The sequence below is a fragment of the Flavobacterium frigoritolerans genome (assembly GCF_025847275.1).
Taxonomy (GTDB): domain Bacteria; phylum Bacteroidota; class Bacteroidia; order Flavobacteriales; family Flavobacteriaceae; genus Flavobacterium; species Flavobacterium frigoritolerans.
In genome coordinates, this window is sequence record NZ_JAOZEV010000009.1 from 167,864 (window position 1) to 182,486 (window position 14,623).

General features: G+C 32.9%; 12 protein-coding genes. 9 read left to right on the top strand and 3 right to left on the bottom strand.

The genetic code is table 11. From position 1 onward, the window contains the following. The first annotated feature begins 68 nt into the window (after window positions 1–68). The 3 genes from OIU80_RS12895 to OIU80_RS12905 all read left to right on the top strand — a co-directional run bounded on the left by OIU80_RS12895 (window position 69) and on the right by OIU80_RS12905 (window position 6,055). Entirely contained in the window at window positions 69–3,236 is a 3,168-nt protein-coding gene (locus OIU80_RS12895) for an efflux RND transporter permease subunit (RefSeq protein ID WP_264287418.1), read from the top strand. Then, window positions 3,229–4,662: a TolC family protein gene (locus OIU80_RS12900; protein WP_264287419.1), complete on the top strand. Its 1,434-nt coding sequence runs from the start codon at window positions 3,229–3,231 to the stop codon at window positions 4,660–4,662. The genes OIU80_RS12895 and OIU80_RS12900 overlap by 8 nt, the downstream gene beginning before the upstream one ends. Before the next feature lie 235 nt (window positions 4,663–4,897). Further along, window positions 4,898–6,055, top strand: coding sequence for a tail fiber protein (locus OIU80_RS12905; protein WP_264287420.1), 1,158 nt, complete (start codon window positions 4,898–4,900; stop codon window positions 6,053–6,055). A 324-nt stretch (window positions 6,056–6,379) separates the two neighbouring features. On the opposite strand, the gene OIU80_RS12910 is transcribed toward OIU80_RS12905, so the two are convergent. Then, window positions 6,380–7,129, bottom strand: a complete 750-nt coding sequence (locus tag OIU80_RS12910) for a DeoR/GlpR family DNA-binding transcription regulator (RefSeq protein ID WP_264287421.1) — start codon at window positions 7,127–7,129, stop codon at window positions 6,380–6,382. Between the two features lie 84 nt (window positions 7,130–7,213). Here OIU80_RS12910 and OIU80_RS12915 point away from each other — a divergent pair, with 84 nt between their 5' ends. Beyond that, entirely contained in the window at window positions 7,214–7,747 is a 534-nt protein-coding gene (locus tag OIU80_RS12915) for a 5' nucleotidase, NT5C type (RefSeq protein ID WP_264287422.1), read from the top strand. A 100-nt stretch (window positions 7,748–7,847) separates the two neighbouring features. On the opposite strand, the gene OIU80_RS12920 is transcribed toward OIU80_RS12915, so the two are convergent. Continuing rightward, window positions 7,848–8,444, bottom strand: coding sequence for a class I SAM-dependent methyltransferase (locus OIU80_RS12920; protein WP_264287423.1), 597 nt, complete (start codon window positions 8,442–8,444; stop codon window positions 7,848–7,850). A 187-nt stretch (window positions 8,445–8,631) separates the two neighbouring features. On the opposite strand from OIU80_RS12920, the gene OIU80_RS12925 reads away from it, so the two are divergent. The 4 genes from OIU80_RS12925 to OIU80_RS12940 all read left to right on the top strand — a co-directional run bounded on the left by OIU80_RS12925 (window position 8,632) and on the right by OIU80_RS12940 (window position 11,967). Continuing rightward, entirely contained in the window at window positions 8,632–9,504 is an 873-nt protein-coding gene (locus OIU80_RS12925) for a helix-turn-helix domain-containing protein (protein WP_264287424.1), read from the top strand. A gap of 180 nt (window positions 9,505–9,684) precedes the next feature. Beyond that, entirely contained in the window at window positions 9,685–10,101 is a 417-nt protein-coding gene (locus OIU80_RS12930; RefSeq protein WP_264287425.1) for a (R)-mandelonitrile lyase, read from the top strand. 191 nt (window positions 10,102–10,292) lie between these two features. Next, complete coding sequence (locus tag OIU80_RS12935) at window positions 10,293–10,700, top strand: cupin domain-containing protein (RefSeq protein WP_264287426.1); 408 nt, start codon at window positions 10,293–10,295, stop codon at window positions 10,698–10,700. Between the two features lie 211 nt (window positions 10,701–10,911). Next, window positions 10,912–11,967 (top strand): NAD(P)-dependent alcohol dehydrogenase, encoded by a 1,056-nt coding sequence (locus OIU80_RS12940; protein ID WP_264287427.1) that lies wholly within the window; start codon window positions 10,912–10,914, stop codon window positions 11,965–11,967. 259 nt (window positions 11,968–12,226) lie between these two features. On the opposite strand, the gene OIU80_RS12945 is transcribed toward OIU80_RS12940, so the two are convergent. After that, window positions 12,227–13,114, bottom strand: a complete 888-nt coding sequence (locus OIU80_RS12945) for an SAM hydrolase/SAM-dependent halogenase family protein (RefSeq protein ID WP_264287428.1) — start codon at window positions 13,112–13,114, stop codon at window positions 12,227–12,229. Window positions 13,115–13,314: 200 nt separating this feature from the next. Here OIU80_RS12945 and OIU80_RS12950 point away from each other — a divergent pair. After that, window positions 13,315–14,623: TonB-dependent receptor (locus OIU80_RS12950; RefSeq protein ID WP_264287429.1), on the top strand; the 1,309-nt coding region annotated here is incomplete at its 3' end.

Genomic DNA, 14,623 nt, shown 5'->3' on the forward strand with positions numbered 1-14,623 from the left:
TTACAGTTTACAGGCTACATTTCACTTTGTGAAATTCTAATTTGGTTTAATCATTAAAAAAATATAAAATGTTTAATAAATTTATACAAAGACCTGTGTTGTCGATAGTGATATCGCTGATAATTGTCTTTTTGGGGGTATTGTCGGTACTAAATTTACCGATTACCCAATTCCCTTCCATTTCTCCTCCAATGGTAAATGTTACGGCAGATTACCCTGGATCTAACGGCGAATTGATGATTAAATCAGTAGTTATTCCTTTAGAAAGAGCTTTAAACGGAGTTCCAGGAATGAAATATATGACCTCTGATGCTGGAAATGATGGAGAAGCAAGTATTCAAGTAGTATTTAACTTGGGGACTGATCCGAACCAAGCAGCAATTAACGTTCAGAACCGTGTAGCTTCGGTTACTAATAAGTTACCACCATTAGTAGTAAGAGAAGGTGTAAAAATTACTCGTGAAGTTCCTAGTATGTTGATGTATGTGAATCTTTATAGTACGGATAAAAATACCGACATGAAGTTTCTGTACAATTACGCAGATATTAATGTATTATCAGAACTTAAAAGGGTTAATGGTATTGGATCAGGAGATATTTTAGGAACACGTGAATATGCAATGCGTATTTGGCTTAAACCTGATCGTATGCTGGCTTATAAAATATCGGCTGATGAGGTAATGGAAGCATTATCAAGTCAAAGTTTAGAGGCTTCGCCTGGTAAAACAGGAGAAAGTTCTGGTAAGCGTTCTCAGGCATTTGAATATGTGTTGAAATATTCCGGACGTTTTACTACCAAAGAACAATATGAAAATATCGTAGTAAGATCAACTAGTAATGGAGAGCTTTTGCGCTTAAAAGATGTTGCTAAAGTTGAATTCGGTAGTTCGATGTATGATATTTATTCTAATTTAAATGGTAAACCATCAGCAGCTATAGTACTGAAACAATCGTTTGGAAGTAATGCAAATCAGGTTATTGAAGATGTAAAAGCTAAATTAGAAACTATTAAGAAAAAATTTCCAAAGGGAATGGATTATGAAATTTCATATGACGTTTCTAAATTTTTGGATGCATCTATCGAAAAAGTAATTCACACGCTGATTGAAGCTTTTATTTTGGTAGGATTGGTTGTGTTTCTTTTCTTAGGTGATTGGCGTTCTACGATTATTCCAGCAATTGCTGTACCGGTTTCTTTGATCGGAACTTTTATTTTCATGACATTCTTCGATATTTCATTGAACTTAATTACATTATTTGCTTTGGTTCTGGCTATTGGAGTCGTCGTCGATGATGCTATTGTGGTTATTGAAGCTGTCCATGCTAAGATGGAAGAAGAGCATCTTTCGCCACTTAAAGCAACTAAAAAAGCAATGCATGAAATTGCTGGAGCAATTATCGCTATTACGTTTTTGATGGCTGCTGTATTTATTCCAGTTGCATTTATGTCTGGTCCAGTTGGTGTTTTTTACAGACAGTTTTCGATTACAATGGCAACAGCTATTATACTTTCAGGGATTGTTGCATTGACTTTAACGCCAGCACTTTGTGCGATGATGTTAAAAAATAATCATGGTAAAGCCAAAAAGAAAACACCTGTAAATAGATTTATAGATGGTTTTAACAATAAGTTTAATCTGGCACAAGGCAAATACCAAAATGTATTAGAGAAAATTGTAAACAGGAGAGCTGTTACAATTATTGCGCTTTTAGGTTTTTGTGCAGGAACATGGTTAATTAGCAGCACAGTTCCTTCAGGATTTATTCCAAATGAAGATCAGGGTATGTTTTATGCTATTATTCAAACACCTCCCGGTTCATCATTGGAAAGAACAAATAATATAGCAGAGAAATTACAAAAATTAGCTGAAGGAGTAGAGGGAGTAAAATCAGTTTCTTCATTAGCAGGTTATGAAATTTTGACAGAAGGTACAGGATCTAATGCAGGAACTTGTTTGATTAACCTTAAAGATTGGAACGATAGAAAGCAATCTGTTCAAGAGGTTATGACAGAATTAGAAGAGAAGTCAAAAGATATTCCAGGTGCAAATATTGAATTTTTCCAACCGCCAGCAGTACCAGGATATGGAGCGGCAGGAGGATTTGAGCTTCGTTTGTTAGATAAAACAGGTTCGGGAGATTTCAAAAAAATGGAAACTGTTAATAAAGAATTTGTAGAAGAATTGAACAAGCAACCAGAGCTATCTAATGTATTTAGCTTCTTTAGTGCTAGTTTTCCTCAGTATATGATGAAAGTAGATAATGATTTGGCACAACAAAAAGGAATTTCTATCGAAAATGCGATGAATACTTTGTCAACTCTTGTCGGAAGTAACTACGAAATTAGCTTTATTAAATACGGAATTAATTATAAAGTAATTGTTCAGGCAGCTCCTGAATATCGTGCACAGCCAGATGATATCTTAAAGCTCTATGTGAAAAATAATCATGACGAAATGGTTCCTTTTTCTGCTTTTATGAAATTAGAGAAGGTATATGGTCTTTCTGAAATCACAAGACATAATATGTATAATTCTACCGAAATTAGTGGTGGTGCAGCTCCAGGATATAGTAGTGGTACAGCTATTAAAGTGATTCAGGAAGTTGCTGCTAAGAAATTACCTAGAGGATATGATATCGACTGGGCGGGTATTTCTGCGGATGAAGTTGCACAAGGAAATCAGGCTCTTTGGGTTTTTCTTATTTGTTTAGGTTTTGTGTATTTAGTATTGGCAGCACAATATGAAAGTTTCATTTTGCCATTATCAGTAATTCTTTCTTTACCAGCAGGTATTTTTGGAGCTTTCCTTTTGCTTAAGTTAACCGGATTAGAAAATAATATTTATGCTCAGGTTGCTATGGTAATGCTTATTGGTTTACTGGGTAAAAATGCGGTGTTAATTGTGGAGTTTGCCATACAAAGGCATGCCGCAGGTAAATCAGTTTTTGAAGCGGCTTTAGAAGGTTCTAAGGCTCGTTTCCGTCCAATCTTAATGACATCGTTTGCATTTATAGCAGGATTACTACCGCTAGCTTTTGCTTCAGGTCCAGGTAAAATTGGTAATAGGACTATTGGTACTGCAGCTGCAGGAGGAATGCTTATTGGAACTATTTGTGGTGTATTTGTGATCCCTGGATTGTATTACATATTTGGTAGAATTGCTGAAAAACACAAACTAGTAAAACATGAAGAAGAAAATCCATTAACAGAAGAAATTGATAACAATCATGTATAAATTGAAATTATATAAATATAGTATTGTTTTGGTAGTATGTCTTGCTGTAGTAAGTTGTAAGACTCCACAAACGGTAGCAGAAACTCCAAAGAATCCAATTCCTGAGTCTTTTGGAAGTAATAAGGATACGACAAATATGTCGGACATTAAGTGGAATAATTATTTTAAAGACAAAAATCTTGTAGATTTAATTGATACTGCATTGGAAAACAATCAGGAATTAAACATCACTTTGCAAGAAATCGAAATTGCTAAAAATGATATTCGTGTTCGTAAAGGAGCGCTTTTACCTACTGTAGGAGTACGCGCTGGTGCTGGAGTTGAGAAAGTAGGGCGATACACTAGCCAAGGGGCAGGTGATGCCACCACAGAGATTAAGCCAGGTAAAGAAACACCCGATCCGCTAGGTGATTTTACTATAGCTGCTTATGCAAATTGGGAAGTCGATATCTGGAAAAAGTTGCGTAATTCTAAAAAGGCTGCAGTAAGCAGGTATTTAGCTACTGTAGAAGGGAAGAACTTTGTAATCACAAATTTAATTGCAGAGGTTGCCGATTCTTATTACGAATTATTGGCTTTAGATAGTCAATTGGATATTGTAAAACAGACTATTAAGTTGCAAACAAATGCTTTAGAGATTGTAAAAGTTCAGAAGCAAGCGGCAAGAGCAACAGAATTAGGTGTTCAGAAATTTCAGGCTGAAGTTTTGACGTCAAAAAGTATGGAGTTTGAGATTCTTCAAAAAATAAAAGAAGCAGAGAATAAAATTAACTTTTTACTAGCTCGTTATCCACAAGAAATCAAAAGAGATAATACAGACTTTTTGGCTTTGTTGCCAGCATCAGTTAATTCTGGGATTCCATCACAATTACTAATAAATCGTCCTGATGTAAAACAGGCGGAGTTAGAATTAGTGGCTGCAAAACTTGATGTAAAAGTAGCTCGTGCTGAATTCTATCCTTCGCTGGATATTTCTGCTGCAATAGGAGTACAGGCATTTAAACCTACTTATCTGTTTACTATGCCAGAGTCATTGCTTTATTCGCTTGCAGGAGATTTGGCAGCGCCATTAATTAACAGAAATGCAATAAAGGCAGAGTTTAGCAGTGCAAATGCACGACAGCTTCAAGCGTTGTATAATTACGATCGTACGGTTTTGAATGCTTATTTAGAAGTATCCAATCAGTTATCTAAAATTGATAACCTACAAAAAGGATATGATCTTAAATCGCAACAAGTTGCAGCTTTGAATAGATCAATTGATATTTCTAATGACTTATTTAAGTCAGCTAGAATTGATTATTTTGAAGTATTGATGACACAACGTGATGCATTAGAAGCTAAACTAGAATTAATAGATACTAAAAAAGAGCAACTTAATGCTGCAGTTTATGTTTATAAGGACTTAGGTGGTGGTTGGAAATAAAATTAGTTATTTGTAGTTAAAAACCTCTTGAGAGTAAAATCTTAGGAGGTTTTTTTGTTTTGATAGGTTTTAAGTTTTTCATTTTAAATGGATTGAATTAGAATTTTGATTATAGATAATTTTAAGTAAGAATTGTTGCCAATAATTTTGAATAAATTTGACTAGTTTTGTTTTGTAAGAAATATATAATTTAAATCTTGTATAATTATAAAAATAATCAGAATAATAAAAAGTCATGAAAGTAAAATTGTTAATAATTGTTTTTTTTGTTTACCAAATTAATTTTGCTCAGTATAAACTTGAAGCTGGAAAGTTTGTAATCAATAATGATGGAGAATTCAATACTGGTTTTAATAGTGGAAATGTTGCTAGTATGATTATGGGGTATGATGGAAGAACAGGATTTGTTAAATTTGGGACTCATACAGGAAATGGGCATAGAGATAATATCATTTATATGAGAGGTATGGATGGAAATGTTGGTTTAGGGACAAATTCTCCAAGGGCAGCATTAGATGTTGCCGCCAATATTCAAGATGGCGTTTTAGGCACAGTATTTGGTCGCTTACCGCAAGGTAATGATGTTGGCGAAGGTACTTTTTTAGGAGTAAGGGGATACAATACTTCAATTGTGGACGGGAAATCTTTTTCAATTGAGCATAGCTTTTATGGTATTACGAATAGTTCAATTAATTTTGTTAGAGGAAGTTCTACTATTGGTGGGGGTATAGCTTTCAATACTAATAAAAACGAAGAGCAGATGCGTATTGATGCAAGTGGCAACGTAGGTATTGGTACAAAAACTCCTAATTATAAATTGGATGTACAAGGTGGGATTTCAGCAGAAAGTCTATATGTGAAAAAATTAGACATAACGAATGATGGCGTTCATAATTCAAGTATAAACAGTGGAGGTGTTGCATCTATTAATATGGGATTTGATGGTATTACTGGTTTTGTACGATTTGGAGCGCATACAGGAAGAGGATTTAAAGATAATATTTTGTATATGAGAGGTATGGATGGTAATATAGGAGTTGGAACTGGAAGTCCAGATTCAAAACTTACTGTTGCAGGAAACATTCATGCTCAAGAAGTGAAAGTTACTATTAGTGCAGGTGTAGTTCCAGATTATGTTTTTGCAAATGGTTATAAATTAAAACCATTACAAGAAGTTGAAGAGTATATTAAACATAATAAGCACTTACCAGAAATACCTTCAGCTCAAGAGATAGAAAAGAATGGTTTGATGCTAGCAGAAATGAATATGAATTTATTGAAGAAAATAGAAGAACTTACGTTGCATGCTATAGATCAACAAAAAGATATTAAAAAATTAATAGAAGTTGTAGAAGAACAAAGTAAAAGGTTAAATTCTTTAGAGAATAAATAAACGACTATAATTTTAAAACCTCTTGAAAGTAAAATCTTAAGAGGTTTTTTTGTGTAAATGCCTAGCCCAGACAGTAACGGTATCCTTTGTTTACCTTCTTTAGGCAAGCAAAGATATAGTTTATGGCTGGATTAGCTCCTTATTACTAATATGTCTAGCCGTTTGAAAATTTTATTTAACACATAGAGACATAGATTTTAAGAGTAAAAAAGAATGCAAAATGAAAAACTTTTCCCTCACATGGCTTACTCTGTGTTCTTTTGATAAGTGAAACGCCTTTTTTTAGAATAGAAAAATCTATGTCTCTATTGATGAGTTTAGATTCTAGACTATCGTTATACCTGCTTCTTTGTATGCTTTTAAGACTTCGTCGTCGGGAGATGTATTCGTAACCAAGATATTAATGTCTTTTATAGGACAGACAAAATAGGCTTCGGCTGTTCCAATTTTTTCAATCGAACTTAATGCAATCACCGTATTTGAATTCTGAATCATGTTCTTTTTAATTTGTGAATCATCGTATATAATGCCAGTAATTCCGCGTTCATGATGTATGCTGCATACTCCTAAAATGCACACATCTGCTCTAAAGTTTCTGAAGAAATCTATCGTTTCGATACTAGCAGTTGCAAATGATGTTTTACACATTTTGCCTCCTGCAAATATTAATTCGACATTGGGTAAATCTTCTATTAATACTGCTACTGGAAAACTATTTGTTATAACCGTTATTTTTAAATCATAAGGAAAACTGGCTACTAATGCTAAAGATGTTGTTCCGCCATCAATAAAAACCACTTGTCCATCCTTTAGAAATGAAATTGCTTTTTCGGCAATAATCTTTTTGTTTTCTAAATCATGTTTTTCTCTATTTCTAAAATGCAACGGAATAGGAGATGGGGCTACTGCGCCTCCACGAACTGCCTTTAATAATCCTTGATCAGAAAGTTCTTTTACATCTCTTCTTACTGTGTCTTCTGATACATTTAAATATTCGCTAAGCTCGAATAAAGTTACTCTATGCTCTTTTGATAAGTATTCTAAAATTACATTTTGACGTTCCTCTTTTTTCATGTGTTGCAAATTTATATTGCAAAAATAATAAAATATTGCAATATATTGCAATATTTGCTTAGATTTGTGGCAAAATAATTTGCAATGAAAAAGAAGACTATTGCTGTCGATATGGATGGCGTGCTTGCCGACATAGAGGCTAGCTTGATTGAGTGTTATAATAAAGAATGTGGAACTGCTATTTCAAGAGAAAGTATTCAGGGATTGAGTGAAGAAGATGCTTTTCATGGGAGAACTATTTTGCGAGGAATTCTAAACTCGGAGAATTTTTTTAGAACATTACCTGTAATGCCAGATGCGGTAGAGAGTTTACGTCAGTTACAAGAAAATTTTGAAATCTTTATCGTTTCTGCAGCTACAGAGTTTCCTATGTCACTTCATGAAAAAATAGGATGGCTTGGAGAACATTTTCCTTTTATCTCATGGGAAAATATTATTTTATGCGGAAGCAAAAGGATCATTAATACAGATTACATGATTGATGATCACAGTAAGAATTTGGATTATTGCATAGGTAAACCTATTATGTTTACAGCATTTCATAACATAAATCAAACACATCATTTAAGAGTGAATAATTGGAAGGAAGTACTAGAGACGTTAGAAAAAACGCTTTAGATCTATTTGTTTTTTTTAAATTTTGACAGCTTGAAAAAGCAATTAAACTGCCTATGAATAATTCGGGCAGTTTTTTTTATGAAGTATTATAATCAAAAAATTATATCTTTTTTTTCCAAAAATTCAATATTCCATTACAAGCAGATTCTTCTAAATCAAAACTTTCTGGAATTTCTTCCCACGTACTCCAATAGGTAACAAGTTTTGTTCCTTTAGGCGTTTTAGACAATTGTTCTCTTACGTAGTTTGAGTAAGAATGAAATAACTCTTTTTCAGGAAGTATTATTTTATCAATTGGACAGGTTATATCTATGTTTTCATAAAAAGAGTTATAAAAATAGAACGCATCATAATCTGAAAAAGATATCTGATTGATATTCGAATGAATGAATTCAACATTTTTTACATTATGTTTTTCGGCTATTTTCTTGGAGACCTTTATAAGTGATTCCCTTTGTTCTACACCATAAAATTTTCCTCTTGTGGAAGCTGCGCCTACCAAGCAAAATTTTCCAACTCCAGCTCCTATATCCAATACTTTCTTATTGGGTCTGTCAACAAGATAATCGGCAGCGGCTTTGGCTATTTCTACAGGAGTCCAATGTCGTTCAGAGAGTCGTTTGATACGGGTTGAGTATAGTTCATTAAATGTACTATCTTCAATATCAATATTTAATCGTAGTTGTTTAAAAATCATTTAATGAGTTGTATTTTTTCGATTCAATAAAAAAATATAGTTTTATGTATAATATGACTCTTGAGAATCAGTGATTATCATATAGATATTATCAAATGTAAGGGTTTTCGACTAAGATAGTATTAGTTTTTGTAATTTCATAATTAATTGATGATAAGTTTATGTTTGATTTTCTTAACTTTGCTCTATGAATAATCATATTGTTTCTCAAGCTTCAGATTTTAATACCAGTGACCTAAAACTAAAAGGTTTTAAAGTGTACGAGGTTAATAGTGGTGTTAATGCTATTCCTACCTATAATCGCAGAGATTTTTATAAGATTTGTATTAATACTAGCAAAAGTCTTATTCACTATGCCGATAGAGGTATTGAAACTGATGGCACAATATTATTTTTTGGAAACCCGCATATTCCATATTCTTGGGAAATTATTTCACCAATTTATAGTGGCTATGCCTGTGTTTTTACCGAAGAATTTTTAAAAGTTAATTACCGTTCTGATAGTCTTCATGAGTCGCCTTTGTTTAAGATTGGAGGAACTCCTATATTCTCGTTAACTTCTGCTCAAGAGGAATTTATAAATTCAATGTTTATAAAAATGATTGCAGAACAGGATACTGATTACATTTTTAAAGATGATCTGATTCGGAATTATATTAACCTGATTATTCATGAATCATTAAAAATGCAGCCTTCAGAAAATTTCTTTAAACATAAGAATGCTTCTTCCCGAATTACGACACTTTTTATGGAGCTCTTAGAAAGACAATTTCCTATTGAGACTAAAGATCAGCCACTTAAATTAAAAACACCACAAGATTATGCTCAAAATCTTGCAGTGCACGTAAATCACCTTAATCGTTCGGTAAAAGAAATAACGGGTAAATCGACTACTGCTCACATTAGTGAAAGAATTATTAGTGAAGCAAAAGCTCTTTTGCAACATACGGATTGGAGTATTGCTGATGTGGGATTTTCGCTAGGATTTGAATATCCAAGCTACTTTAATAATTACTTTAAAAGACTAACCGGAACTGTGCCTAAAACCCTGAGGGTATAAATTGTTTCATATTCTTAATTTTTTGTTTGATAATTGTTATCTAAGAATGTCTTTGCTAAAGTAAATTTGCACAGAAATAATTAGTATTAATCCATATCAGATTATTAGCTAAATAGTAAGGTTTTTAATATTGACCGCTTCTTTAATTTAGTTTGTACTGATGTATAAAACAGAGCAATTATGAAAACAGCACAAAATGAATTAAACAATACTATTTTTCCAAAAGGAGATTCAGCTTCTGCAGATTATTTTACAGGGAATGCATGGGTAAAACTGCTTGTTCCTGATGACAGAATCTTAAATACGGTTGTAGGAAATGTAGTTTTTGAGCCAGGTTCTAGAAACAACTGGCATACACATCCCGGAGGTCAAATACTTATTGTTACTCATGGAATAGGATATTATCAAGAAGAAGGGAAACCTATTCAATTACTTAATATAGGTGATGTTGTTTCTATCTTACCTGATGTTAAACATTGGCATGGTGCATCTCCTGATAGTGAATTTACTCATATAGCTATAAGCACTAATACCCAAAATGGTATTGTGGATTGGCTTGAAAGAGTTACTGATGAGCAATACAATAGCTTTAAATAGTCTTAAAGTATTTATGTGTTGTTTATATCCAACATTAATTTTAAAACAAATCTAAAACAAGTAATTTTTATTTTTTTGTCTCCTGCTTGTGGTGATAAAATATTTTTGTAAATTACTAGTTCTAAGCATGTTGTGGTTTTTGTTGTGAATTCATTAAATAATTAAAACAAAATTACATTAAACAACTATTTATGTCGACACATTATACAACCATTATAGAAGAAGGAATAGTTCCTAATATATATACTACTGGTGAAGTCTCTTTTAAAAAGCGCACTAGTGATATTCAGCCACGTAATACTACCATAAAAGAGGTTGCTTTTGAGCCTGGATCGAGAAATAATTGGCATACAAATACTGGTTTGCAATTGCTTGTTGCAACAGAGGGAGTCGGTTATTTTCAGGAAAGAGGTAATCCTATACGATTGGTTCATAAAGGTGAAGTTATTACCATCTTGCCAGATGTCGAGCATTGGTATGGGGCAACTCCTACTAGCCGATTCTCGCATATAGCAATTATTACTGAGATTGATAGAGGTATAGGGATTTGGATGGAACAGGTTACCGATGAGGAATACAATAGCTTTATAGCATTCTAAAGATTTGAAAAAGAGTAGGGAAGTAGGGTTTTATAATTTTTGATTTTTTTTCTTGCAGATTTAGCAGATCTAGCAGATTATATTGTGGCCTATTTTTAAAGAATTGATTGCTGTTTTCTGAAACTTGAAACTTGAAACTTGAAACAAAGAAAACCTGAAACAAAGAAAACTTGAAACATTAAACAAATAAAAACATTAAACAAAAAAATAAATGGAAACAAAGAACATAAAAGCCTTTGGTACAGTAGCTGCCGATGCACCTTTAAAAACATTAGATATTAAACGCAGAACTGTTACTGCACATGATGTTGAGATTGAAATCTTGTATTGTGGTATTTGTCATTCTGATTTGCATTCGGCTAGAAATGAATGGCACGGTACAACTTATCCAATAGTTCCGGGACATGAAATTGTGGGTAGAGTAACCAAAGTTGGAGATCATGTTAAGAACTTTAAAGTAGGCGATTTAGCTGGTGTAGGTTGTATGGTCGATTCTTGTAGAGAATGTGATCATTGTAAAGAAGATTTAGAGCAATTTTGCGATTCAGGAAGTACGCTTACATTTGATTCTCCTGATAAACACCTTGGCGGACAAACTTTTGGTGGGTACTCAGAGAGTGTTGTTGTTGATGAAAGTTTTGTACTTCACATATCTGATAAATTAGATTTAGCAGGTGTTGCTCCTTTGCTTTGCGCTGGAATTACAACTTATTCTCCTTTAAAACACTGGAAAGTAGGATCAGGTCAAAAAGTTGGTATTGTAGGTATTGGTGGATTGGGACATATGGGAATTAAAATTGCAAAAGCAATGGGAGCTCATGTAGTAGTTTTTACAACTTCATTATCTAAAACAGAAGATGCTAAGCGTTTGGGGGCAGATGAAGTAGTATTGTCTAGCGATCCTGAAGAAATGAAGAAACACGCTAGAAGCCTTCACTTTATTTTAGATTGTGTATCGGCTCAACATGATATCGATGCTTATTTAAATTTACTTAGAGTAGATGGAACGCTTACTTTGGTAGGTGCTCCTATGGATCCACTTCCTGTAACATCATTTAGCCTTATACTTGGCAGAAGAAGTTTCTCAGGTTCTCTTATTGGTGGTATTGCAGAAACTCAGGAAATGCTTGACTTTTGCGCTAAGCACAACATCGTTGCTGATATCGAATTGATTGGTGTAAACGATGTAAATAATGCTTACGAAAGACTATTAAAAGGAGATATAAAATATCGTTTCGTAATAGATATGGCGTCACTTAAAAACTAGTTTTTTTATAAACAGAAAAGGTGTTCATTGTAATAATGAACACCTTTTTTGTTTAATGACCAATTGCAATCTGGTAAAAGTAATTGTTTTAAGACATAGAAACATAGTTCTTTTTTATCCATAATAAGACGTTACAGTTATATTAAAAAGATGCATAGCTATCCATGTGAAAGAAATGTATTTCCTCTAAAAGTTTTATTGCACATGAAATCTATGTTGCTATGTGTTAAATATTATTTTTTAAAAGAGATTAATTAAACTATTTGCTGATTAAAATACTCCAGTTAGCTCCGCTATAAATTTTATGTTTTTCAGAGAAACTACCTTGGTTTACAGCCAATGAAAAATTCAAAAGGCTATTAAAGTAAACGACATCAGTTCCAACTTCAACTTCTCCAAAAGTATGCACTAGTTTTAGTTTTCCATCATATACTTTCTTAGTTCCGTTGAAAATCTGAATTTTAACTAAATCTCCCGCTTTTACATCTAAATTGGCAAATGTTTTTTTGTCGATATTAGTCCAAACATTACCATATTGAATATCTAAAATTGGAATTCCACCTTTGATAATTCCTTTTTCGAAAACTGGTTTTTGATACTCAATCTTTACCACTTCATTAGGTAATTTTGGCCCAACCTGATCGAATGTAATTGTTTTTGAGGCTAAACGCGCACCAGTATAGGCATATACATCACGACCATGAAAAGTATATGATTCATTTGAGTTTTGACGACGGTTTTTTACTTCGTCGATTTCACGAATTTCCTCAATACCTAATTGTTCAGCAACTAAAGTTAAAGTTCCGTTATCAGGAGTTACAAAATAATGTCCAGATTTAGTCAGTAAAACAACCGAGTGTCTGGCTGTTCCAACTCCAGGATCGCAAACAGAAACAAATACTGTTCCTGTAGGGTAATATTGAGCAGTTTGTGATAAACGATACGCTGCTTCCCAGATATTAAATGCTGGAATTTCATGCGTAACATCAAATATTTTCAAATCAGTAGAAACACCTATTGCAACACCTTTCATTGCAGATACAGCTCCATCTTTCAAACCAAAATCAGATTGAAAAACTAATACATTATTTTGAGAAAACCCATTAAAAGTAACAGCACACAAAAAAAGTAATAATCGTAATTTCATTTTTTTATTTTTAAAAATTTTCACAAATATATTTCATTAAAATTAGATTCTATCTTTTTTAACTATATAAACTCTACTTAACAAGTGAAGTTTAATTTTTAAAAATTACATTTGCACTTTGTTAATCTTAACAGAATATTTAACTAGCCCTTTTCATTTTACCTAAATGAATTATTTACAATGTATTAAAATAACCAGCAATGAAAAAAAAATTAAAAATCCTAATTACAGCAATTCTCACCTTAACGAGTACTTTATTTTTTGCACAAAGTCAAGATATAAAAGGAACTATTACTAATGAAAACGGAAGTCCTTTAGAATTTGTTACTATTCTTATTAAAGGTACTCATGTAAGTGCTACAAGTGATGCTTTAGGAAATTTTACTATAGTGTCAGCAGCAATTAGCCCCACTTTTGTTGTTTCATTATTTGGTTATCAAACCAAAGAGGTTATTGTAAAAGGACGCATTATTGATGTTCAGCTTATTTTAGAGAATAATAGTCTTGACGAAATTGTTGTGGTAGGAAGTAGGAATCCGAAGAAAAGCAAACTTGAAACTGCTGTTCCTGTTGATGTTGTTAATCTAGCTAAAATTAGAAACACAACACCGCAGACTACTACAAATGATATTTTAACCTATTTAATTCCTTCTTTTAATTCAAGCCGTCAATCCTCATCAGATGGTACTGAGCATATTGATCCTGCTTCATTAAGAGGTTTAGGACCCGATCAGGTTTTAGTTTTAATTAATGGAAAAAGAAGACATACAACATCATTAGTAAATTATCAAAATACAGTTGGAAATGGATCTGTAGGAACAGATTTAAGCGCCATTCCAGCTTCGGCAATTAAGCGTATTGAAGTTTTACGTGATGGAGCTGCGGCACAATATGGATCAGATGCTATAGCAGGTGTTATCAATTTAGTTTTAAAAGATAATGCTGGTTTAGATGCCAATGTAACTTACGGGGAAACATCAAGAAATGATGGAAAAACCACAAATTTGAATCTGAATTACGGTGCTAAAATTGGAAATAAAGGTGGTTTTATCAATTTAACAGCTGAATTTAATAACCGTCAGAAAACGAATCGTTCTCAAAATAACAACCTGATTATTTTTGATCAATCGGCTTATGATAATTATTTTGCTTATGATTTTGCTGCCGATCCGGCACAGGCACGCCAGATAGATGATAATTTATTAGCTCAAAACGGATTGAAACGCGATGATTTTAATTTCCAGATAGGAGATGCAAAAATCAAAAACATCCAAGGTTTCTTTAATACATCAATTCCATTAAACGATCAAATAGAGTTTTATGCATCAGGTGGAATAAGCCACAGAAATGGTACAGGTTATGGATTTAGACGTTTGCCAAGTGAAACTGAAAATGTTGTATTTTCTATTTTCCCTTTTGGATTCCAGCCAGAATTAAATTCAGTTGTAACCGATCTTTCTTCTTCAGTAGGATTTAAATTTAAATTTGGTGAATGGAAATTAGATGTAA